Genomic DNA, 22,404 nt, shown 5'->3' on the forward strand with positions numbered 1-22,404 from the left:
GCGCCTTTTGCATGCTGGTCGCTATCTTCCGCTGTGTGAGCGCGGCATGCCGCCCCGCGACCTGGCTCGTCACGCTAGAGGCAGACCCGAAGCAAAAGCCAATGCCGCGCCTCGCCCCCCGCAGCGCCACGCTGCGCCCGCGCCGCTAGAATGCTGTCTTCTTCCTCCCGCCCGGCAGCACACTTCGCATGGAACTGAAATGGCTCGAAGACTTCGTTTCGCTCGCGGAAACGCGTAGTTTCAGCCGCTCGGCCGAACTGCGCCACGTCACGCAACCGGCGTTTTCACGGCGCATCCAGGCGCTCGAAGGCTGGCTCGGCACGGAACTGATCGACCGTTCGGTTTATCCGACGCGGCTCACGGCGGCCGGCCAGGTGTTCAATGAGCAGGCGCTCGCGATGCTGTCGCAATTCCACGAGGCGCGCGCACTGCTGCGCGGCCATACGGCGACGCCTCAGGCGACCATCGAGTTTGCCGTGCCGCATACGCTGTCGCTCACCTATTTCCCGCGCTGGCTGCAACGCATCGAAGCGCAGATGGGCCCGATCCATACGCGGCTGCGGGCGTTGAACGTGCACGACGCGGCGTTGTCGCTGGTGGAAGGCGGCTGCGATCTGATGATGGGTTACCACCATCCGAGCCATCCGGTCGCGCTCGATCCGGCCCGCTACGACATGCTCACGCTCGGCAACGAGCCGATCAGCCCGTTCTCGGCGCCGGGCCGCGCCGGCCGGCCGCGGCACACGTTGCCGGGCACGGCCGAGGCGCCTGCGCCGTATCTGTCCTACACACCGAACGCGTATCTGGGACGCATGACCGAAGTGATCCTCGCGAACGCGCCCGAGCGTCTCTATCTGGACCGGCTGTACGAGACCGACATGGCCGAAGGGCTCAAGGCGATGGCGTTGGCCGGCCACGGCATCGCGTTTCTGCCGCACAGCGCGGTGGAAGACGCGGTCGCCGACGGCAAGCTGATTCGCCTCGATCGTGCGACACGCGGCACGCCGGAAGGGCAGCTCACGCTGAGCATGGAGATTCGCCTGTACCGCGACAAGCTCGCGGCGAAAAGCGACGATGCGCGGCAGATACTCGTGCGGCAATTGTGGGAGGTGGTGTCGGCGGAACTGGAGCGGCACGCAGCATAAAAGGGAACCGCGGGGAACCGCGAAACCTGCGCCGCCACGACGTGAATTTGCCCGCTTCCGAAGGTTATGCAAAAAAAACATAATCGGATAAGGAAACGGCATTGGATTTCATAACGACGTTTTTCGACAATGCACGCATTCGATCAACGCCGGAGCGTTCATGTCTTCCCAGCAGCAAGCCGCCCAAGCAGCCCAATCCGCAGCATCGTTGCAGTCCGTTCCCTCCTACCTCAACAGCGAAGACCTCGGCCCCTGGGGCAACTATCTGCGCCAGGTCGACCGCGTCGCGCCGTACCTCGGCTCGCTGTCGCGCTGGCTCGAAACCCTCAAGCGCCCGAAGCGCATCCTGATCGTCGACGTGCCCATCGAACTCGATAACGGCACCGTCGCGCACTTCGAAGGTTATCGCGTGCAGCACAACGTGTCGCGCGGTCCGGGCAAAGGTGGCGTGCGTTATCACCAGGACGTGACGCTGTCGGAAGTGATGGCGCTGTCCGCGTGGATGTCGGTCAAGAACGCGGCCGTGAACGTGCCGTACGGCGGCGCGAAGGGCGGCATCCGCGTCGATCCGCGCACGCTCTCGCGGGGCGAACTGGAGCGCATGACGCGCCGCTACACGAGCGAAATCGGCATCATCATCGGACCGAATACCGACATTCCCGCGCCGGACGTGAACACGAACGAGCAGATCATGGCGTGGATGATGGACACGTACTCGATGAACCAGGGCCAAACCGCCACGGGTGTGGTGACCGGCAAGCCGATCACGCTCGGCGGTTCGCTGGGCCGCCGCGAGGCGACGGGCCGCGGCGTGTTCGTGGTGGGCTGCGAAGCGGCACGCCGCATCGGCTTCGATATCGAAGGCGCGCGCATCGCCGTGCAGGGCTTCGGCAACGTCGGCGGGATCGCCGCGCGGCTGTTTCAGGAAGCGGGCGCGAAGGTGGTCGCGGTGCAGGATCACACCGGTTCGCTGTACAAATCGACCGGCATCGATGCGGGCGCATTGCTCGAACACGTCGCGAAGACGGGCGGCGTGGGTGGTTTCGCTGAAGCGGACGCCGTGACCGACGAGGAATTCTGGACCATCGAATCGGACATCCTGATTCCGGCTGCATTGGAAAACCAGATCACCGAGAAAAACGCCGGCAAGATCAGGACCAGAATCGTCGTGGAAGGCGCCAATGGCCCGACCACCACGGCGGCCGACGACATCCTGCACGATCGCGGCATCCTCGTGATTCCGGACGTGGTGGCCAACGCGGGCGGCGTGACGGTGTCCTATTTCGAATGGGTGCAAGACTTCTCGAGCTTCTTCTGGACCGAGGACGAGATCAACCAGCGTCTGGAGCGCGTGATGCGTGAGGCATTTGCGGCGGTATGGCAGGTGTCGAGCGAACAGAACGTGTCGGTGCGGACCGCGGCGTTTATCGTCGCTTGTAAGCGGATTCTGCAAGCACGCGAAATGCGCGGCCTGTATCCCTGATTTACGTTTGAACGGCGAGTGCGCTACCCTGCGGATTCGCCGGCAATTTTTGCTTTAACGCGGTCCACGAGACGGCGTGTCGTGCCCGGCGGGCGGCATCGGATCGATGCCGCCCGCCTTTGCATATCCCGAGCCGGTCCGCGAATCGGTCCAAGGCGTCCCGCGCCTTAGCGGCGCGCGCGCAACAACATGGTTTATAGCCATACTTTCAGAATAATTACTTTGCTAAACTGGCGCCGGTTCTTGCCAAGGAGATCACCACATGAAGGTTAAAAAAGCTGCGCTGCTGCTCGCGACTCTCGGACTATTTACGGTTGGCGCACAGGCGCAAGACGCAGGTACGCTGAAGAAGATCAAGGACACGGGCGTCATTTCGCTGGGTCATCGCGAATCGTCCATCCCGTTTTCGTACTACGACGACAAGCAGAATGTCATCGGCTACTCGCAGGAATTCGCCATGAAAGTGGTGGAGGCGGTCAAGCAGAAGCTGAACATGCCTAACCTCAAGGTGAAGCTGATTCCGGTGACGTCGCAAAACCGTATTCCGCTGGTGCAGAACGGCACGGTTGACATCGAATGCGGCTCGACCACGAATAACCTCGAGCGCCAGCAACAGGCCGCGTTTTCGAACACGATCTTCGTGATCGGCACGCGCATGATGACCAAGAAGGACTCCGGCATCAAGGACTGGGCGGACCTGAAGGGCAAGACGGTCGTCACGACCGCCGGCACCACCTCCGAGCGCCTGCTTCGCAAGATGAACCAGGACAAGAGCATGGGCATGAACATCATCAGCGCGAAGGACCACGGCGAGTCGTTCCTGACGCTGTCGACGGGCCGCGCCGCGGCGTTCATGATGGACGACGCACTGCTCGCGGGCGAACGCGCGAAGTCGAACAACCCGGGCGATTTCGTGATCGTCGGCACGCCGCAATCGCGTGAAGCGTACGGCTGCATGATGCGCAAGAACGATCCGGAGTTCAAGAAGGTCGCCGACGACGCGATCGCCAAGGTCCAGACTTCGGGCGAAGCCGATGCGATCTACAAGAAGTGGTTCGAATCGCCGATTCCGCCGAAGGGCCTGAACCTGAACTTCCCGCAAAGCGACGATATGCGGGCGCTGTTCAAGAATCCGAATGACAAGGCAATCGATTAACCTCAGGTGTTTTTGAAACGCTGAACGAAACGGAAGGAGCCACGCGCTTCTTCCGTTTCTTTTTGCTGGAGTCTTGGTCATGTCATATCACTGGAACTGGGGCATTCTGCTGAGTCCGGTCTCCACCGGCGAGCCGACCACCTATCTGGGCTGGTTGTTCTCGGGCCTCTGGGTGACGATCACCGTGTCGCTGGCGGCATGGGTGATCGCGCTGATCGTCGGCTCGCTGTTTGGCGTGCTGCGCACGGTGCCGAACAAGTGGGCGTCGGGCATCGGCACGGTCTACGTCGCGATTTTCCGTAACATTCCGCTGATCGTGCAGTTCTTCATCTGGTATCTGGTGATACCGGAGCTGCTGCCCGTGTCGATCGGCAACTGGTTCAAGCAACTGCCGCCAGGCGCGCAGTTCTTCTCGTCGTCGATCATCTGCCTCGGGCTGTTCACTTCCGCGCGCGTGTGCGAGCAGGTGCGCTCGGGCATCAACGCGTTACCGCGCGGCCAGCGCGCCGCGGGTCTCGCGGTGGGCTTCACGCAATGGCAGACGTATCGCTATGTGCTGCTGCCGGTCGCGTACCGGATCATCGTGCCGCCGCTCACGTCCGAATTTCTGAACATTTTCAAGAACTCGGCAGTGGCTTCGACGATCGGTCTGCTGGATCTGTCCGCGCAGGCGCGTCAACTGGTCGACTACACGTCACAGACCTATGAGTCGTTCATCGCGGTCACGGTGGCGTACATGCTGATCAACCTGGTCGTGATGCAACTGATGCGCTGGGTCGAAGCCAGAGCCCGGTTGCCCGGCTATATCGGAGGCAAGTGATGCACCATTTCGACTGGAGCGGTATTCCGGGCGCACTGCCTACGCTGTGGACCGGCGCCATCGTCACCTTGAAGATCACGTTGATTGCGATCGTGTTCGGCATCGTCTGGGGCACCATTCTCGCGATGCTGCGGTTGTCGTCGTTCAAACCCTTCGAGTGGTTCGCGAAGGGGTACGTGACGATCTTCCGTTCGATCCCGCTGGTGATGGTGCTGCTGTGGTTCTTCCTGATCGTGCCGCAAGTGCTGCAGAACGTGCTGGGGCTGTCGCCGGATATCGACATTCGCCTTGCCTCGGCCATGGTTGCGTTCTCGCTGTTCGAGGCCGCGTACTATTCGGAGATCATCCGCGCCGGCATTCAGGCGGTGCCGCGCGGCCAGGTCAACGCGGCGTTCGCGCTCGGCATGAACTACGCGCAGGCGATGCGCCTGATCGTGCTGCCGCAGGCGTTCCGTGCGATGGTGCCGCTGCTGCTCACGCAAGGTATCGTGCTGTTTCAGGATACGTCGCTCGTCTACGTGATCAGCCTCGCCGACTTCTTCCGCACCGCCACGAATATTGGCGACCGTGACGGTACGAATGTCGAGATGGTACTGTTCGCGGGCGCGTGTTATTTCGTGATCTGTGTGGTCGCGTCGAGCCTCGTCAAAGGTCTTCAGAAAAAGGTCGCAAGATGATCTCTATCAAGAATGTTTCGAAGTGGTACGGTCAGTTCCAAGTGCTGACCGACTGCACGACGGAAGTCAAAAAGGGTGAAGTGGTGGTGGTGTGCGGGCCGTCTGGCTCGGGCAAGTCCACGCTGATCAAAACCGTGAACGGCCTGGAACCGTTCCAGAAGGGCGAGATCGTCATCAACGGCCAGTCGCTGACCGACAAGAAAACCAATCTGTCCAAGCTGCGTTCGAAGGTCGGCATGGTGTTCCAGCACTTCGAGCTGTTCCCGCATCTGTCGATCGTGCAGAACCTCACGCTCGCGCAGGTGAAGGTGCTCGGCCGCTCGAACGATGAAGCCACCGCGAAGGGGCTGAAGCTGCTCGATCGAGTCGGCTTGCGTGCGCATGCGGACAAGTTCCCGGGGCAATTGTCGGGCGGGCAGCAGCAGCGTGTGGCGATTGCGCGCGCGTTGTCGATGGACCCGATCGCGATGCTGTTCGACGAACCGACTTCGGCGCTCGATCCTGAGATGATCAACGAAGTGCTCGACGTGATGGTCGAACTCGCGCAGGAAGGCATGACCATGATGTGCGTCACGCACGAAATGGGCTTCGCGAAGAAGGTCGCGCACCGCGTGATCTTCATGGACCAGGGCTTGATCGTCGAGGACGACCGCAAGGAAGACTTCTTCGCCAATCCGAAGTCGGATCGTGCGAAGGATTTTCTGGCGAAGATCCTGCACTGAGGTTCGTCTGCGGCCCGGCCGGCGCAGGCTGGCTCGTGTGGACCGAAAAAAAGCCGCTCTTTGGAGGCGGCTTTTTTTTGCTGGTGCGCGTGCGATCAGTGGTTCAAGACCCGAAGGCCGCGGCGTCGTCTGCCGCTTCGAGGTCGGCTTCGCTGTCGTCGGCCATGATGCCGGTCTCAGCGGTTGAGGCTGCAATCGTGGTGGCGGAGGCCGACGCATCCAGCGCGGGATTGCGCAGCTTCTCCAGCACCGATGCCGGCACCGGCACGTTGATGTGGCCGATCACATCGCCATGCTGGAACATCATCAGATCGCCCGGCTCGAATGCGCTCCAGACTTCGTTGTCGGTCAGCGGCTTGGTGGCAATCACCGCGACGCGGTCTTCGGGCGTCGTGTACTTGGCGAAGTCGATCGACACGTCTGCGTCGACCAGATGCGCGGTGGAAAACGGCCAGCGCCGCACGATGTAGTGCAGATGCGTCGAGCAATGCGCGAACAGCGCCTGGCCGTTAGACATCAGAAAATTGAACACGCCGAACTGCGTGATTTCACGCGTGAGCGTTTCGAGCGTGACGAACAGTTCGTCGAGCGGCGGCTGCTGCGCGCCCGGAAACGCCTTGCGCAACCCTTCGAGCAACGCGCAGAAAGCGAGCTCGCTGTCGGTCGTGCCGACCGGCTGATACACGCCCGACAGTTGCGGCGCATAGTCTTTCAGATCGCCGTTGTGCGCGAAGATCCAGTGACGCCCCCACAGTTCTCGCATGAACGGGTGGCAGTTTTCGAGCAGGATGTGCCCTTGCGTCGCCTTGCGGATATGGGCGATGGTGTTCTTCGATTTGATCGGATAACGCTTGACCATCTCGGCGATCGGCGAGGTGGCCGACGATTGATGGTCGATGAACAGGCGGCAGGCTTTGTCCTCGAAGAAGGCGATGCCCCAGCCGTCGGCATGGTGATCGGTGACGCCGCCGCGCGCCGCAAAGCCGGTGAACGAGAACGTGACGTCCGTCGGCGCGGCGCAGTTCATTCCGAGAAGTTGGCACATGTTGCGGGTAAGCCTGTGAACGGGGCGAGCCGTTACAATGATGATTTTCCAAGCATATCACCGAGCCAGAAACGCCAAATAGCGAAATTGACGTGTGTTTGGGCCGCAACAGGGCGGTTTGACCGGGTCGATTGGCTTTTGTCGCCGAGTCTCGTTGCCCTTTTCGCCATGACCGCTTCCAACGTTTCCCTCGATTCCATCACGCTCGCCCGTCCCGACGACTGGCACCTGCACGTTCGCGACGGCGCGATGCTGGCCGCCGTCCTGCCGGACACCGCGCGCCAGTTCGGTCGCGCGATCATCATGCCGAACCTCAAGCCGCCGGTCACGACCACCGCGATGGCGCAGGCGTACCGCGAGCGGATCGTCGCCGCGATCCCCGCAGGCGCGAAGTTCGAACCGCTAATGACGCTGTACCTGACCGACAACACGCCGCCTGACGAAATCCGCCGGGCGCGCGAGAGCGGCTTCGTGCATGGTGTGAAGTTGTATCCGGCGGGTGCGACCACCAACTCGGACGCGGGCGTCACCGACATCATGAAGTGCGCGAAAACGCTCGACGCGATGCAGGAAGTGGGCATGCCGCTGCTGGTGCACGGCGAAGTGACGGATTCGTCGATCGACCTGTTCGACCGCGAGAAGGTGTTCATCGACCGTGTGATGACGCCGCTGCGCCGCGCGTTTCCGGCGCTGAAGGTCGTGTTCGAGCACATCACGACGAAGGACGCGGTCGACTACATCCGTGAGGCCGGCGTCGCGCCGGAGCTGCTGGGTGCGACGATCACCGCGCACCATCTGCTGTACAACCGCAACGCGATCTTCCAGGGCGGCATTCGTCCGCATTACTACTGCTTGCCGGTGTTGAAGCGCGAGACGCACCGGGTGGCGCTGGTCGAAGCGGCGACATCCGGCAATCCGCGCTTCTTCCTCGGCACAGATAGCGCACCGCATCCGAAGGGTTTGAAGGAGCACGCGTGCGGTTGCGCGGGCTGCTATACGGCGCTGCATGCGCTGGAGCTATACACGGAAGCATTCGACAAAGCCGGCGCGCTGGACAAGCTCGAAGGCTTTGCGAGCTTCTTCGGCGCGGATTTCTATGGCCTGCCGCGCAATGCGGAGCAGGTCACGCTGCGTCGCGAGGAATGGACGTTGCCGGCCGAACTGCCGGTCGGCGATACGCCGGTCGTGCCGCTGCGCGGTGGGGAGTCGATCGGTTGGCGTCTGGTTTGAGGTTGAGCTAGATGCAGGTGCAAGACGCGGGTCAGGGAGAAGGGCAGCAGGCGGGGCCGCAAGCCGGCTTCGCCGTGATCGACTGGTCGAAGCCCTGGTTCGCGCCCTTCGCCGGCCGCGGCCGACGCTGGCAGCAGGCCGCGCTGACGAGCTACGCCGCGTTGCTCGCCGAAATGAACGCCGATGCCGCCGTAATGCGGCAGACCACGGGGCGCGGCCAGCGCCTCGCGTTCATCGCGCAGGACGATCTGCCGCCCGGCGCAGCGTACGAAGCGCACATCGCGTCGACCGGCTGCGTGCCGACGCGCCATAACCTGCACGACTTCTTCAACGGCTCGATGTGGTTTGCGTTTCCGCGCATCAAGGCGGCGCTGAACGCGCGGCAGTCGGCGGCCATCGACGTGTTGGGCGTCGGCCCGACCCGTGGTGGCGTGCGCGACGCGCTGACCTTGTTCGATGAGAACGCATTGCTGTTCGCGTGTGCCGATCCCGCTTTGAGCGCTGCGCTGCGCGGCTTCGACTGGCGGACCCTGCTCGTGACCCGGCGCGAGGCGTGGGGTTCGAGCTGCGAGGTGCGCTGCTTCGGCCATGCGTTGCTCGAAAAATTGATCGCCCCGTTCAAAGCCTGCACGGGGCATGCGTGGATCGTCGACGTGCCGCCCTCGTACTTCGAATGGAACGCCGCGGCGCGCGATGCATGGCTCGATGAATCGGTCAGCGCAGCGCTGCTCGACACCGACGCGCTGGCGAGCCGCATGTTCGCACCGCTGCCGGTGTTGGGCATTCCGGGCTGGTGGCCCGAGAACGACGCGCCCGTGTTTTACGACGACGCGTCCGTGTTTCGCGCGGGGCGGCGCAGCCGTCTGGCCTAGGCCTCCGAAGGTTTCGTGCGGGTCGTGCCGCACGGCCTACCCTCGCTACGGCGGCCTGTCCGAATCCCACTCTGCCCTTTTTCTTGGCCATTCGGCTATTTCAACCGTCGAAACGGCTCGTCTGCCGCGCAGGTGTTAAAATCCGCCGCAGCAAAGCAGGCCAGGCAGTCGCGGCCTTGGCGGCTTCGGCCAAAGAGGGCGAGGAAAGTCCGGACTCCACAGGGCAGGGTGATGGCTAACGGCCATCCGTGGCAACACGCGGAACAGGGCAACAGAAAGCAAACCGCCGATGGCCCGGCGCAAATCGGGATCAGGTAAGGGTGAAACGGTGCGGTAAGAGCGCACCGCGGCTGCTGCAAGGCAGACCGGCACGGTAACCTCCACCCGGAGCAATTCCAAGTAGGCAGGCGCGCATCTTCGAGATGCAGGACGGGGCCCCCGTCTCGTCTGCGGGTAGGAAGCTTGAGCGCGTCAGTAATGGCGCGCCTAGAGGAATGGCTGCCACGCGCGTCGCGTTTTCGGACGTTGCGCGTGCACAGAATCCGGCTTATCGGCCTGCTTTGCCACCCAACAAGAAATGCCGGCGTCCGTGAGGACGCCGGCATTTTCATTTGCTGCGCGCAATTCGTGCGTAAGGCGGCCGCAGCGGCGCCGGGCCTGGCAGTCCGCTGCCGCGCTCAGTTCGCGACGATGTCGAACGAGTGCGTGAGTTCGGCGGTCTTGGCGATCATGATCGACGCCGAGCAGTATTTGTCGTGCGACAGATTGATCGCGCGCTCGACGGTAGCGGGGTTCAGGTTCTTGCCCGTCACGGTGAAATGGAAATGGATTTTGGTGAACACCTTCGGATCTTCACTGGCGCGCTCGGCCTTCAGCGTGACCGAGCAGCCGGCGATTTCCTGGCGGCTCTTCTTCAGAATCATCACGACGTCGTAGGCGGTGCAGCCGCCCGTGCCGAGGAGAACCATCTCCATCGGACGCGGCGCGAGATTGCGGCCGCCGCCTTCAGGCGCGCCGTCCATCGCAACCAGATGACCGCTGCCCGTCTCGGCCGCAAACGCCATCCCGTCCTGCCCCATCCAGCTTACTTTGCATTCCATGCTGTGCTCCACCGCGCTTCGCTAATATCGAGAGGGCATTGTAGCCCGCGCTCTGCGGATCCGCCCGAGGCGACTTGCGTCGAAACTTATGCGGCATGGCGGCTTGTGTGTTGCAGCGCGGCATGCTCAGCCGGCTCGGGAATTCCCTGACGTGTTTAGGGGTTTTACTCTAGAAGCTGTTCGCCGGCTGTGGCCGGTAGGACGGCATTAGTATTTGATCTAAAAGGGAATTTGCGAGCGATGAAGGTAGTCGCAGAAAATGTCACAATGTGAAATCGCATTTCGCAATGCAAATGTTCTTGCGTCGCACAAGGGTGGCTCATATAATCCATTCCATCGTTGCAGCAGTTCTGCAACTCCGCTGTCTCCTCCACCTCCTCCTTTGGTGGATTAAACCCGAACCAATCGTTCGGGTTTTTTTTCGCCTGCGGCAAGCGCGGACCTATCTCGCGCCAAGGCCAATTCCGGGCGGCAAAGGCTCGAGATAACCACTGTCGCTGAACGGATCGGCCGCCCGGTTTCGTCAAACTCCGGTACGTTTTGACTTGCCGTACGAAATTCCTTTATAATTCAGGGCTTTTCCGCATCCGCGCCCGCGGAGGAAGAACCAGGGAGAGCCTGCACGCGCCTCGATGCGCACATTACAAGCAGGAAAAAAACACATTGGGCGCAGCAATTTTTTTGGATCGATCATGAAGACGTTTTCCGCAAAAGCCCATGAGGTGACGCGCGAATGGTACGTGATTGACGCGACGGATAAGGTTCTCGGGCGTGTCGCCAGCGAAGTGGCACACCGTCTTCGCGGCAAGCACAAGCCTGAATTCACTCCGCACGTCGACACCGGTGATTTCATCATCGTTATCAACGCCGGCAAGCTGAAGGTCACGGGCAACAAGGCTACTGACAAGAAGTACTATCGCCACTCGGGTTACCCGGGCGGTATCTATGAAACGACGTTCGGCAAGATGCAGGAACGCTTCCCGGGCCGCGCGCTCGAGAAAGCGGTCAAGGGCATGCTGCCGAAGGGCCCGCTCGGCTACGCGATGATCAAGAAGCTGAAGGTCTACGCTGAAGCAACGCACCCGCATTCGGCGCAACAGCCGAAAGCGCTCGAGATCTAAGGGGAGCCCACATGATCGGTAACTGGAATTACGGCACGGGCCGCCGCAAGAGCGCCGTCGCACGCGTGTTCATCAAGGCAGGCAAGGGCGACATCGTTGTGAACGGCAAGCCTATCGCCGATTACTTCTCGCGCGAAACGTCGCTGATGATCGTGCGTCAGCCGCTGGAACTCACGAACCACGGCGTTACGTTCGACATCAAGGTCAACGTGACGGGTGGCGGTGAAACGGGTCAAGCCGGTGCGGTTCGCCACGGCATCACCCGCGCGCTGATGGACTATGACGCAACGCTGAAGCCGGAACTGTCGAAGGCAGGCTTCGTGACGCGTGATGCTCGTGAAGTCGAACGTAAGAAGGTCGGCTTCCACAAGGCACGTCGCAGGAAGCAATTCTCGAAGCGTTAATCGTTTCGAGTGCGAGCCGGCTGCAAGGCCGGTGCGCAGCAAAAGCCGCCAACGCTTTCGCGAAGGCGGCTTTTTTTATGTTTTTTTATGGTTATGCGGTCCGGTCTCGTGACAACGGCGTGGCCGCTGGAGCGGAGATTTTCGCCGTTCGGGCTGGCTGGTGGCGGCAATCGCGCCGGCTGTGCGTGTGCCGCGATGAACCCATTGATTCTGTGGGCTTCAGCACGATATCGAGATCGGCCCTACAATAGCGGCTAGAAGCTTTTTGGAGAGTTCGAATGAACGCAGTCACCGAAACACCCGTGACCGAGATGCCCGCCCCCTTCGTTTTCACCGACGCAGCGGCTGACAAGGTCAAGCAACTGATCGAAGAAGAAGGCAATGCGGACCTCAAACTGCGCGTTTTCGTGCAGGGCGGCGGCTGCTCGGGCTTTCAGTACGGTTTTACGTTCGACGAAGCCGTCAACGAAGACGACACCGTCATGAACAAGAGCGGCGTCCAGCTGCTGATCGATTCGATGAGCTACCAGTACCTGGTCGGCGCTGAGATCGACTATAAGGACGATATCAACGGCGCGCAGTTCGTCATCAAGAACCCGAACGCCACCACCACGTGTGGTTGCGGCTCGTCGTTCTCGGTTTGATCGCCCTCAGGCAACAGGTTGTGTAAAAGACGGGGCCTCGCGGCCCCGTTTTTGATTGTCGGCGCTCCGCACCGCGCTTTACTCATCGCGGATAAGCCGCTCCGAGCACGCGTTCAGCAGTCGCGCCCGTGACGGCCGGCAAGTTGCCCGGCGCCCGCGCGATGCAGCGCATCGCCAGCCACGCGAAGGCCAGCGCCTCGACCTGGCTCGGCGGCACGCCGAGCGCGTCGGTCGTCATGACCGGCACGCCGCTCGCGCCGCTGTCCTCCAGCGCCTGCTGCAACGCCTTCAGGATCTCGGGATTGCGCGCGCCGCCGCCGCAAACATAGACCGCTCTCGCATCCGACGCGTGCCGCTCGATTTCGCGAGCAATCGTCACCGCCGTCAGCGCGACGAGCGTCGCCTGCACATCGGCTGGTTCGAGTGTGGAGAACGGCTGGAGTTTCGCGTCGAGCCATTCGGCATTGAACAGATCGCGGCCGGTGCTTTTCGGCGGCTGCTGCGAGAAAAACGGTTCGTCGAGCAAGGCGTTCAGCAGCTTGCGATCCACCTGGCCGCCGGCCGCGAAATGGCCGTTCTCGTCGAACGGCTTGCCGAGGTGGCGCTGCGCCCATTCGTCGAGCAGCGCGTTCGCCGGTCCGCAGTCGAAGCCGCGCACGCTGCCGGTCGCGTTCAGGATCGTGATGTTGCTGATACCGCCGAGATTGCACACCACGCGCGTTTCATTTTCCGCCCCGAACACCGTCGCGTGAAAAGCCGGCACGAGCGGCGCGCCCTGGCCGCCGGCCGCGACATCGCGGCTGCGGAAATCGGCGATCACATCGATGCCCATCAGCTCCGCGAGCAGCGCGGGGTTGTTGATCTGTCGCGTATAGCCCTTTTCCGGCCGATGCCGCACGGTCTGCCCATGCACCCCGATCGCACGCACTTCGGCGGCCGAGATGTGGCTGTTGCGCAGCAGTTCATGGCAGCACACCGTGTAACGCGTGGCGAGCGCATTGGCGGCCAGCGCTTCGCGCTCGATCTCGTTGTCGCCCGGCTGCTGCAGCGCGAAGAGCGCCTCGCGGATGCCCGCGGAGAAGCCGACGAACGCCTCGGCCAGCACCTGCGGCGGCTTTCCTGCGGCAAACCGGACGGCCACGCCGTCCACACCGTCCATGCTCGTGCCGGACATCAAGCCAAAGTAGATGCCGTCTGCGGGGTCTTGCGCCACGTTGCTGCTCCTGTCGAGGGTTCGATGCGATCCGTTTTAGCAGATTATCGGCGCGAGCGCGGTCCAAATATGAGCGCCACGGCGCTGCCTGTGCGCCGCACCGCGCACACATCATGCGCTGCGGCCACGTTCCGGGGCTGCTTATGGCCGCGTCGGTGGGCGCGGCGGTCCGTATGTATGGGACAATCTCCCTTTTTCGCGACTTCACGTTTCCAGCATGAGCACCGAGTCCACCAAGCCCAATCCCGTTGCCGCCTTCCCGATCACCGACGAAGTCCGTCACGCGCTCGCCGTCACCAAGCGCGGTGTCGACGAATTATTGATCGAAGACGAATTCGCGCAAAAGCTCGCGAAAAGCGCGGCGACCGGCAAGCCGTTGCGCATCAAGCTCGGGCTCGATCCGACCGCGCCCGACATCCATATCGGCCACACGGTTGTGCTGAACAAGATGCGCCAGTTGCAGGATCTCGGCCACACGGTGATCTTCCTGATCGGCGATTTCACTTCGCTGATCGGCGATCCGTCGGGCCGCAACGCGACCCGTCCGCCGCTCACGCGTGAGCAGATCGAGTCGAACGCGAAGACCTATTTCGAGCAGGCCGCGCTCGTGCTCGACCGCGACAAGACGGAGATCCGCTACAACAGCGAGTGGTCGATGCCGCTCGGCGCCGACGGCATGATCAAGCTCGCGTCGCGCTACACGGTGGCGCGGATTCTCGAGCGCGAAGATTTCACCAAGCGTTTTCAGGGCGGCGTGCCGATCTCGATCCACGAGTTCCTGTACCCGCTGATGCAAGGCTACGATTCGGTCGCGCTGAACGCCGACCTCGAGCTCGGCGGCACCGACCAGAAGTTCAACCTGCTGGTGGGTCGCGAGTTGCAGAAGCAGTACGGCCAGGAGCAGCAGTGCATCCTGACGATGCCGCTGCTCGAAGGGCTCGACGGCGTCGAAAAGATGTCGAAGTCGAAGAACAACTACATCGGCATCAGCGAAAAGCCGACCGACATGTTCGGCAAGCTGATGAGCATTTCCGACGTGCTGATGTGGCGTTACTTCGAACTGCTGTCGTTCCGTCCGATGGACGAAATCGCCGGCTTCAAAAAAGCGATCGAAGCGGGCCGCAATCCGCGCGATTTCAAGGTGCTGCTCGGCCAGGAAATCGTCGCGCGCTTCCACTCGCAAGCCGACGCCGAGCGTGCGCTCGAAGACTTCAACCATCGCGCGAAGGGCGGCGTGCCGGACGATATCCCGGCGGTGACGCTCGCGGGCGCGCCGCTCGCAATCGGCCAGTTGCTCAAGCAGGCCAATCTCGTGCCGTCCACCAGCGAAGCGCTGCGCAACATCGAGCAGGGCGGCGTCAAGATCGACGGCGCGACCGTGTCCGACAAGGGCCTGAAGGTCGAGGCGGGCGAGTACGTGGTGCAGGTCGGCAAGCGCCGCTTCGCGCGCGTCACGCTGACGGCCTGATCGTCCGCTGATGCGTCGAACCCTGCCCCCTTCGAAGGCGAGCCGCCGATGATCGCGCTGATCCAACGCGTGCGGCGCGCCGAAGTGCGCGTGGCCGACCGGGTGACCGGCGCGATCGACGCGGGTCTGCTCGCGCTCGTGTGCGCCGAACGGGGCGACACGGAGGCGGCCGCCGACCGGCTGCTTGCCAAGGTGCTCGGCTACCGCGTGTTCAGCGACGCGGCGGGCAAGATGAACCTCTGCGTGCAGAATCTCGACGGCGCGGGGCGCGCGGGCGGCCTGCTGCTCGTATCGCAATTCACGTTGGCCGCGGATACCAACAGCGGCCTGCGTCCGAGCTTCACGCCGGCCGCACCGCCGGACGAAGGCAAGCGGTTGTTCGACTACTTCGTGTCTGCCGCGCGCGGGAAGCATCCGATTGTCGAGACCGGCGAGTTCGGCGCGGATATGCAGGTCTCGCTCGTCAACGACGGGCCGGTCACGTTCTGGCTGCAGACGAACGCCTGAACCGGGCATCGTCTCTCCGTCCCGATGCGCGCCACCGCGCGCGTCATACCCTCCAGCCGTTTTTGCGACAATAGCGGCTCGGCAAAACCGGCGAACGGCGCCCACTTCCATCTCATGACTACGCAGATCCTGTTCATCCGGCACGGCGAGACCGACTGGAACCGCATCAAGCGCATTCAAGGCCACATCGACATTCCGCTCGCGACGACCGGGCTCGACCAGGCACAACGTCTCGCGCGCCGCATCGCCACCGAAGCGAAGCAGGGCGCGCGGCTCGACGCGATCTACTCGAGCGACCTGCAACGCGCGCAGCAAACCGCCCAGCCTATCGCCGCCGCGCTCGGCTTGCCGCTGCAATTGCGCGAGGGTCTGCGCGAGCGCTCCTACGGCGCGTTCCAGGGCCATGACAGCGAGGAGATCGCACAACGTTTCCCCGACGAATATGCGCACTGGCAAACCCGCGATCCCGGTTTCGCACCGCCTGAGGGCGAGTCGCAGCGCGTGTTCTACCATCGCGTAGTGCACGCCATAGAGCCGCTGGTTGCCGCGCATCCCGGTGGTCGGATCGCCTGTGTCGCGCATGGCGGCGTGCTCGACTGCGTGCGCCGGTTCGCGAGCGGTTTGCCGCTCGATGCGCCGCGTGACTATCCGTTGCTGAACACGAGTGTGAACGTGGTGAATTTCGACAATGGCGCGGCCGCCATTGTGTCGTGGGCGGACGTCGCGCATCTCGACGCGCCTGCCGAGGACGATGGTTTCAGAAAGGCAATGCCGCAACCGGGACGGTAATTGATGTGACGCGCCGCGGTTTGGGCGGAGCCGTCCGCCGCAGGCATATTGAGCGGCGCGGTGGCGTACGGATCAGCACGCGCGGGCGCGCGGTGAGGGCGCCGAACTTGCATCAATCAAGCTCGGGCGTGGCAGCCGCACGACGGCGCGCGCGTTTCGACACGCCATTCACCAGCGCCCAACGGATAACCGGCGCGACGACACGCACACCAGGCCGCGCGAACGTACGGCGCAGTGCGGCATAGCGTTCGAATCCCAGCATCGACTGCGCCCAGTCCGGCAGAAGATCGACCCCGGCGTTGAGCATCAACGTACCGGCGGGCCGCATCGCGATGCTCGGGGCGGGCGCGCTCATCAGAATCTTCACGACTTCGCGGGTGCGCTCGCTGGCCACCAGCGCAGGCCGCATCGCCTGCAAGTAGGTGTCGATCTCAGCGCGCGAGCGCGGAATGTTTTCCGCGCCAAGCATCTCGGCGATGCGCGCGGCTTCCGCAAAATACTGATCTTGCGCGGCGACCGACAGCAGCGGATCCACGTAGCGCAAGTGCGCGGTCATGAAACTCGACACCTCGGCGACATGCACCCACGTCAGCAGCGCGGGCTCGCTCGCGCGATACGGCTGCCCGTCCGGCGCAATGCCGCTTACGCCGAGGTGAATGCGCTTCACGCGTTCGATCAGCGCTAGCGCATCGTGCCGGTTGCCGTAGGTCGTGCCGGCGATGAAAGTCGCGGTGCGGCGCAAGCGCCCGAGAATATCGGTGCGGAAGGTCGAATGGTCCCATACCCCGGCGAGCGCCAACGGGTGCAAAGCCTGGAGCAGTAGCGCGCTGATGCCGCCAGTCATCATCGAGGTGAAATCCGCGTGGACTTTCCAGCAGACGGAGTCCGGCCCGAAGAGGCCCGGGTCGCCCGGTGGCGACGAATAGTCGAGCATGGGGCCGCTGCCGCTCGTCAGATGCGTGACGCCGGCAGCCAGTTTCGAACGGAGTCTGCGCGTGAGCAACTGGGCGATTCCACCTGATGAGCCGGAGCGCCGCGTCGTCTGGTCGGACATGCTCGGCGGCCTCGTTACGCGCGGCTCAGGGTGCGGCTCACGACGTGCCTCACGACGTGCGTCACTGCGCGGCCGAATCCCACAGACCGGGCAGCGCGCTCGACGCGTCCGGGGCCGCGAGGCCGAAATGCCGGTAGGTGAGCAGCGTGGCGACGCGGCCGCGCGGCGTGCGCTGCAGGAAGCCTTGCTGGATCAGATAGGGTTCGAGCACGTCTTCGATCGTGTCGCGTTCTTCGCCGATGGCCGCCGCCAGATTGTCGACACCGACCGGGCCGCCGTCGAACTTGTACAGGATTGCTTCGAGCAGCTTGCGGTCCATCAGGTCGAAGCCGACCGCGTCAACGTCGAGCATCTTGAGCGCGGCGTCGGCCACTTGCGCGGTGATGTTGCCGTCCGCTTTGACCTCGGCGAAGTCGCGCACGCGCCGCAGCAGACGATTCGCGATACGCGGCGTGCCACGCGCGCGTTTAGCGATTTCGAAAGCGCCGTCCGGATGAATCTGTGCGTTCAGCAGCGATGCCGAACGCGTGACGATGCGCGCCAACTCCTCGGCGTTGTAGAACTCGAGCCGAGCGACGATGCCGAAGCGGTCGCGCAGCGGATTGGTCAGCATGCCCGCGCGCGTGGTCGCGCCGACCAGCGTGAACGGCTGCAGATCCAGCTTCACGCTGCGCGCGGCGGGCCCTTCGCCGATCATGATGTCGATCTGATAATCCTCCAACGCCGGGTACAGAATTTCTTCGACGACCGGCGAGAGCCGGTGGATTTCGTCGATAAAAAGGACGTCGTTGGCTTCGAGATTGGTCAGGAGCGCGGCGAGGTCACCGGCGCGTTCGAGCACCGGTCCCGACGTTTGCCGCAGATTGACCCCCATCTCGCGCGCGATAATGTGCGCGAGCGTGGTCTTGCCGAGGCCAGGCGGGCCGAACAGCAGCACGTGGTCGAGCGATTCGGCGCGGCGCTTGGCGGCCTCGATGAAGATTTCCAGCTGGCCGCGGACTTTTTCCTGCCCGACATATTCTTCGAGCTGGCGCGGGCGCAACGCGCGCTCGAACGCTTCTTCGTTCGGCGAGACGGGCGTGGCCGCGATGATGCGCTCGGCGGCGAGTTTGTCGGTTTCGATCATGCGGGCATTGTACCGCGCGTGGTTCGGTGGAAGGCTGCTGGGGGCGCCGAAGGAAGTCCGTTTGAAGGGGCCGCTGCAAAACGGGCCCGGAATGGTCAGGCGGCCCGGCTAGCCGTCGATGCTGCCATCTTCGGGGCGAGCCCCCAAGTGCGCTTTGATCGGAGCGCGAGCGTGCGAAGCCTTACTCATCGAGAGCAGGCCAGGCGCCCGACGCGAAGGCCGTCCATCACCCCTTCGACAACGCCTTCAACGCGAGCTTGATTCCCTCGGAAACACCGGTGCCGGCCGGCACGTTCTTGACGGCCGCCAGCGCTTCTTTTTCGGAGTAGCCCAGGGCGACCAGCGCGTTCAGGATGTCGGACGCGTGGTCGGATGCCGAGGCCGCGCCCGCCATCGCGCCGAGGTCGGCGCCGAGCTTGCCCTTCAATTCGAGGAGCAGCCGCTCCGCCGTCTTCTTGCCGATGCCCGGCACACGCGTGAGACGGGCCGCGTCCTGCACCGTGACGGTCTGGGCGAGTTCGTGCACGCTCATGCCCGACAGCACCGCGAGCGCCATGCGTGCGCCGATGCCGGAAATTTTCAGCAGTTCGCGAAAGGTCGAGCGCTCTTCGGCGGTGCCGAAGCCGTACAGCAGATGCGCGTCCTCGCGCACGATCATCTGCGTGAGCAACACGACGCGCTCACCGTTCGAGGGCAGGTTGTAGAACGTGCTCATCGGCACATCGACTTCGTACCCGACGCCGTTGCAGTCGACGAGCAGATGCGGCGGGTTTTTTTCCAGCAGAACGCCGGCAATGCGACCGATCATGGCGAATTCAATCTTGAGAGAAAGGGCGAGTGTAGCGCAGCGAGTGAGCGGCGCGTGATGCGCAATCGCGTCGACCGGCGTCGACCGGCGTCGACCAGCATTGGCCGCCGTTGACTCGCGCGAGCGGCGTGTCTGGACTGAGATCCCTTTCGCGGGATCTCCACCCATTCACCCACAAGGAATTTCCATGCTGAGCCTGACCACGCTCGCGCTATTTGCCGGCGCGTGTCTCGCGTTGACCGCCACGCCCGGCCACCTCTTACCCCACCAATCGCCCACGCCTCACCCTCAGCCCCTTCTTCGCCAGCGCAGGGGCGATGCCGCCCAGCGTGCTCAGCGTCGTGCCGCCATGCGCATGACAGATCGCCATGCCGAGCGCGTCGGCGGCATCGGTGCCGGGCACGCCTGACAGGTTGAGCAGCCGCACCACCATCTGTTGCATCTGCTCCTTGGTCGCGCGGCCGTAACCCACCACGGCCTGCTTCAATTGCAGCGCCGTGTATTCGGCGACCGGCACGCCGCCCGCCACCAGTCCGCAGATCGCCGCGCCGCGTGCCTGGCCGAGCAGCAGTGTGGATTGCGGATTGACGTTGACGAACACTTTTTCGATCGCGGACTGATCCGGTGAATGCTGGCGGATCAGCGTCGAGATGCCTTCGAAGATGGTGCCCAGACGCGAGGGCAGATCAGCGTCGGCGGTTTTGATGACGCCGCTCGCGACATAGCTGAGGGTATGACCGCTTTGGTCGATCACGCCGAAGCCGGTGACGCGCAGGCCGGGGTCGATGCCGAGAATTCTCATGAGATGCCGCAGATGCGTCAAAAACCAGGTGCTTGCGATACTACAACACGCACGCCGTATGGCGGTCGGCAGGCGGCGCTGCCGGCGGAATAAAAACTGCTGCAGCCACGGCGAGGAGGCTTTTCGCAGATGGAGCGCTATCGGAATGTCAGCGGCGACTCGGGCGTCGATGCGTATGAAGTCGGCGACGATTTCATCAAGGTTCGCTTCAGGCCCGGCGTCGTGTATTGGTACACGACGGCGAGCGTCGGGGCGCGGCATCTCGGTGTGCTGAAGCGTCTTGCGCGACGCGGGCGGGGGCTTGGCACTTACATCAGCCAGCATCCTGATGTGAAGGGCGGCTACGCGAAAAAAGAAGCGGACGACTGAGCGGCGCAAAGAGAGTGCGAAGCGTATGCACCTGGCCGGCCTGACAAGCGGCGACTCCGCAGCGCCACGGCAAAGGGACGACCCCCAACACGAAGCGAAGGCGGTCCAAAAAACAAAACGGCCCGGTGGAAAATCCACGAGGCCGTTTTCTGAACTTCAACACCTCAACCTTCATCCGGCAACTTGCGCCGCATGAGGAACGAGGACGGGGACGAGGCAGCAAACACCGCCGGTCACCCCGCATTACTCAATGACGGAAGTGACGCACGCCCGTCAACGCCATCGCGATGTTGTGCTCGTCGGCGGCGTTGACCACTTCGTCGTCGCGCATCGAGCCGCCCGGTTGAATCACGCAGCTCGCGCCTGCCGCCACGACCACGTCGAGGCCGTCGCGGAACGGGAAGAACGCGTCCGACGCCACTGCCGAACCCGTCAACGTCAAACCGGCGTTCTGCGCCTTGATGCTGGCGATGCGCGCCGAGTCCACGCGGCTCATCTGGCCCGCGCCGACGCCGAGCGTCATGCCGTTCGCGCAGAACACGATCGCGTTCGACTTCACGTATTTCGCGACGCGCCATGCGAACAACAGATCGTCCATTTCCTTCGGTGTCGGATGACGCTTGGTCACCACGCGCAATTCGTGCGGCTGCACGTTCTTCGAATCGAGCGATTGCACGAGCAGCCCGCCCCCGACGCGCTTCAGATCGAACGCGTTATGACCTTCGCCCAGCGCGATTTCGAGCAGACGCACGTTCTGCTTCGCCGCGAACACCTGGCGTGCTTCGGCGCTGAACGACGGCGCGATCAGCACTTCGACGAACTGCTTGGCCACCGCTTGCGCCGCCGCTTCGTCCACTTCGCGGTTGAACGCGATGATGCCGCCGAACGCCGAGGTCGGATCGGTCTGGAACGCCTTCGAATACGCTTCGTGCGCGTTTGCGCCGACCGCCACGCCGCACGGATTCGCGTGTTTGACGATCACGCAGGCCGGCACGTCGAAGGTCTTCACGCATTCCCACGCCGCGTCGGAATCCGCGATGTTGTTGTAAGACAGTTCCTTGCCTTGCAGCTGGTTGTAGTTCGCCAGTGCGCCGGCCGGCACGCTCAGGTCGCGGTAGAACGCGGCGCTCTGGTGCGGGTTTTCACCGTAGCGCAGGTCCTGCACCTTGTCGAACGCCAGGTTGAACGTGGCCGGGTACGTGTTGCGCGAGGCGTGTTGCAGCTCGTCGGTCAGGCTCGTCAGGTAGTTCGTGATCGCGCCGTCGTATTGCGCGGTGTGCGCGTACACCTTGGTGGCGAGACGGAAATTCGTCTTGTACGACACCGCGTTGCCGTTCGCGCGCATTTCTTCGAGCACGACTGAGTAGTCGGCCGGATCCACCACCACCGTCACGTCGCGGTGATTCTTCGCGGCCGAGCGCAGCATGGTCGGGCCGCCGATGTCGATGTTCTCGATCGCGTCTTCCAGCGAGCATTCTTCCTTCGACACCGTCTGCACGAACGGGTACAGGTTCACGACCAGCAGATCGATGGTCGGAATGTCGTGCTTCTCAAGCGCCGCCATGTGTTCCGGCAAGTCGCGGCGCGCGAGGATGCCGCCGTGCACCTTCGGATGGAGCGTTTTCACGCGCCCGTCGAGCATTTCCGGGAAGCCCGTGTAATCGGCGACTTCGGTGACGGAGAGGCCCGCGTCCGCGAGCAGTTTCGCGGTGCCACCGGTCGACAGGATCTTGATGCCGAGGTCCGACAGCGACTTAGCGAAGTCGACGATGCCCGACTTGTCGGAAACGGAGATGAGCGCTTGCTTGATCATGATGAAGACGAAAAGCCGAAGAGAAACGTGGCGGGG

General features: G+C 63.3%; 24 protein-coding genes and 1 other RNA gene. 16 read left to right on the forward strand and 9 right to left on the reverse strand.

Going from position 1 to position 22,404, the window contains the following annotated elements:
- Positions 1–188 precede the first annotated feature (188 nt).
- The 6 genes from HV770_RS03545 to HV770_RS03570 all read left to right on the forward strand — a co-directional run bounded on the left by HV770_RS03545 (position 189) and on the right by HV770_RS03570 (position 6,003).
- Positions 189–1,145, forward strand: coding sequence for a LysR family transcriptional regulator (locus HV770_RS03545; RefSeq protein WP_175158124.1), 957 nt, complete (start codon positions 189–191; stop codon positions 1,143–1,145).
- A gap of 160 nt (positions 1,146–1,305) precedes the next feature.
- Positions 1,306–2,628 (forward strand): Glu/Leu/Phe/Val family dehydrogenase, encoded by a 1,323-nt coding sequence (locus HV770_RS03550; RefSeq protein WP_175158125.1) that lies wholly within the window; start codon positions 1,306–1,308, stop codon positions 2,626–2,628.
- A 262-nt stretch (positions 2,629–2,890) separates the two neighbouring features.
- Positions 2,891–3,784, forward strand: coding sequence for a glutamate/aspartate ABC transporter substrate-binding protein (locus HV770_RS03555; RefSeq protein ID WP_121315681.1), 894 nt, complete (start codon positions 2,891–2,893; stop codon positions 3,782–3,784).
- 79 nt (positions 3,785–3,863) lie between these two features.
- Positions 3,864–4,604 (forward strand): amino acid ABC transporter permease, encoded by a 741-nt coding sequence (locus HV770_RS03560; protein ID WP_175158126.1) that lies wholly within the window; start codon positions 3,864–3,866, stop codon positions 4,602–4,604.
- Positions 4,604–5,281, forward strand: coding sequence for a glutamate/aspartate ABC transporter permease GltK (gene gltK, locus HV770_RS03565; protein WP_175158127.1), 678 nt, complete (start codon positions 4,604–4,606; stop codon positions 5,279–5,281). The genes HV770_RS03560 and gltK overlap by 1 nt, the downstream gene beginning before the upstream one ends.
- The gene (locus tag HV770_RS03570; RefSeq protein WP_175158128.1) at positions 5,278–6,003 is read left to right on the forward strand and encodes an amino acid ABC transporter ATP-binding protein; all 726 of its coding nucleotides are present in this window, start codon (positions 5,278–5,280) and stop codon (positions 6,001–6,003) included. Before gltK ends, HV770_RS03570 begins: the two co-directional genes overlap by 4 nt.
- A gap of 103 nt (positions 6,004–6,106) precedes the next feature.
- Here the strand turns inward: HV770_RS03570 and HV770_RS03575 are convergent, their stop codons facing one another.
- Positions 6,107–7,048: a class II glutamine amidotransferase gene (locus HV770_RS03575; RefSeq protein WP_175158129.1), complete on the reverse strand. Its 942-nt coding sequence runs from the start codon at positions 7,046–7,048 to the stop codon at positions 6,107–6,109.
- A 168-nt stretch (positions 7,049–7,216) separates the two neighbouring features.
- On the opposite strand from HV770_RS03575, the gene pyrC reads away from it, so the two are divergent.
- The 3 genes from pyrC (at position 7,217) to rnpB (ending at position 9,716) form a co-directional block, all read left to right on the forward strand.
- Entirely contained in the window at positions 7,217–8,278 is a 1,062-nt protein-coding gene (gene pyrC / locus HV770_RS03580) for a dihydroorotase (protein ID WP_175158130.1), read from the forward strand.
- A gap of 11 nt (positions 8,279–8,289) precedes the next feature.
- On the forward strand, positions 8,290–9,150 hold the full coding sequence (locus HV770_RS03585; RefSeq protein WP_175158131.1) for a DUF3025 domain-containing protein: 861 nt from the start codon (positions 8,290–8,292) through the stop codon (positions 9,148–9,150).
- 152 nt (positions 9,151–9,302) lie between these two features.
- An RNA gene (gene rnpB, locus HV770_RS03590) (RNase P RNA component class A) lies at positions 9,303–9,716 on the forward strand.
- 111 nt (positions 9,717–9,827) lie between these two features.
- Here rnpB and HV770_RS03595 read toward each other — a convergent pair.
- Together HV770_RS03595 and HV770_RS03600 are read right to left on the reverse strand one after the other, a co-directional pair.
- Positions 9,828–10,250 (reverse strand): OsmC family protein, encoded by a 423-nt coding sequence (locus HV770_RS03595; RefSeq protein WP_025602559.1) that lies wholly within the window; start codon positions 10,248–10,250, stop codon positions 9,828–9,830.
- 523 nt (positions 10,251–10,773) lie between these two features.
- Complete coding sequence (locus HV770_RS03600) at positions 10,774–10,944, reverse strand: hypothetical protein (RefSeq protein WP_175158132.1); 171 nt, start codon at positions 10,942–10,944, stop codon at positions 10,774–10,776.
- On the opposite strand from HV770_RS03600, the gene rplM reads away from it, so the two are divergent.
- The 3 genes from rplM (at position 10,943) to erpA (ending at position 12,419) form a co-directional block, all read left to right on the forward strand.
- Positions 10,943–11,371, forward strand: a complete 429-nt coding sequence (rplM, locus tag HV770_RS03605) for a 50S ribosomal protein L13 (RefSeq protein WP_020069304.1) — start codon at positions 10,943–10,945, stop codon at positions 11,369–11,371. The two genes, HV770_RS03600 and rplM, sit on opposite strands and share 2 nt — an antisense overlap.
- 11 nt (positions 11,372–11,382) lie before the next feature.
- Positions 11,383–11,775, forward strand: a complete 393-nt coding sequence (gene rpsI, locus HV770_RS03610; protein WP_011489810.1) for a 30S ribosomal protein S9 — start codon at positions 11,383–11,385, stop codon at positions 11,773–11,775.
- 278 nt (positions 11,776–12,053) lie between these two features.
- Positions 12,054–12,419, forward strand: coding sequence for an iron-sulfur cluster insertion protein ErpA (gene erpA / locus HV770_RS03615; RefSeq protein ID WP_013340463.1), 366 nt, complete (start codon positions 12,054–12,056; stop codon positions 12,417–12,419).
- 82 nt (positions 12,420–12,501) lie between these two features.
- Here the strand turns inward: erpA and HV770_RS03620 are convergent, their stop codons facing one another.
- Positions 12,502–13,632: an anhydro-N-acetylmuramic acid kinase gene (locus HV770_RS03620; protein ID WP_175158133.1), complete on the reverse strand. Its 1,131-nt coding sequence runs from the start codon at positions 13,630–13,632 to the stop codon at positions 12,502–12,504.
- A gap of 217 nt (positions 13,633–13,849) precedes the next feature.
- On the opposite strand from HV770_RS03620, the gene tyrS reads away from it, so the two are divergent.
- From tyrS to HV770_RS03635, 3 genes are all read left to right on the forward strand, one after another.
- Positions 13,850–15,100: a tyrosine--tRNA ligase gene (tyrS, locus tag HV770_RS03625; RefSeq protein WP_175158134.1), complete on the forward strand. Its 1,251-nt coding sequence runs from the start codon at positions 13,850–13,852 to the stop codon at positions 15,098–15,100.
- 48 nt (positions 15,101–15,148) lie between these two features.
- Positions 15,149–15,607, forward strand: a complete 459-nt coding sequence (dtd, locus tag HV770_RS03630; protein WP_175158135.1) for a D-aminoacyl-tRNA deacylase — start codon at positions 15,149–15,151, stop codon at positions 15,605–15,607.
- A 114-nt stretch (positions 15,608–15,721) separates the two neighbouring features.
- On the forward strand, positions 15,722–16,396 hold the full coding sequence (locus HV770_RS03635; protein WP_175158136.1) for a histidine phosphatase family protein: 675 nt from the start codon (positions 15,722–15,724) through the stop codon (positions 16,394–16,396).
- A gap of 112 nt (positions 16,397–16,508) precedes the next feature.
- Here the strand turns inward: HV770_RS03635 and HV770_RS03640 are convergent, their stop codons facing one another.
- The 4 genes from HV770_RS03640 to ruvC form a co-directional block, all read right to left on the reverse strand.
- On the reverse strand, positions 16,509–17,450 hold the full coding sequence (locus HV770_RS03640) for an oxygenase MpaB family protein (protein WP_175158137.1): 942 nt from the start codon (positions 17,448–17,450) through the stop codon (positions 16,509–16,511).
- Positions 17,451–17,511: 61 nt separating this feature from the next.
- Complete coding sequence (gene ruvB / locus HV770_RS03645) at positions 17,512–18,576, reverse strand: Holliday junction branch migration DNA helicase RuvB (RefSeq protein WP_168665261.1); 1,065 nt, start codon at positions 18,574–18,576, stop codon at positions 17,512–17,514.
- 226 nt (positions 18,577–18,802) lie between these two features.
- A complete protein-coding gene (gene ruvA, locus HV770_RS03650) occupies positions 18,803–19,384 on the reverse strand; it encodes a Holliday junction branch migration protein RuvA (protein WP_175158138.1) in 582 nt (193 codons plus the stop codon).
- Between the two features lie 259 nt (positions 19,385–19,643).
- Positions 19,644–20,186, reverse strand: a complete 543-nt coding sequence (ruvC, locus tag HV770_RS03655) for a crossover junction endodeoxyribonuclease RuvC (protein ID WP_042321028.1) — start codon at positions 20,184–20,186, stop codon at positions 19,644–19,646.
- 129 nt (positions 20,187–20,315) lie between these two features.
- Between ruvC and HV770_RS03660 the strand changes: the two genes are divergently transcribed.
- The gene (locus HV770_RS03660) at positions 20,316–20,555 is read left to right on the forward strand and encodes a hypothetical protein (protein ID WP_175158139.1); all 240 of its coding nucleotides are present in this window, start codon (positions 20,316–20,318) and stop codon (positions 20,553–20,555) included.
- A gap of 247 nt (positions 20,556–20,802) precedes the next feature.
- Here HV770_RS03660 and purH read toward each other — a convergent pair whose 3' ends face one another.
- Positions 20,803–22,368 (reverse strand): bifunctional phosphoribosylaminoimidazolecarboxamide formyltransferase/IMP cyclohydrolase, encoded by a 1,566-nt coding sequence (gene purH / locus HV770_RS03665; RefSeq protein WP_175158140.1) that lies wholly within the window; start codon positions 22,366–22,368, stop codon positions 20,803–20,805.
- Positions 22,369–22,404 lie beyond the last annotated feature (36 nt).

This window comes from Paraburkholderia fynbosensis (genome assembly GCF_902859935.1).
Classification (GTDB): Bacteria; Pseudomonadota; Gammaproteobacteria; order Burkholderiales; family Burkholderiaceae; genus Paraburkholderia; species Paraburkholderia fynbosensis.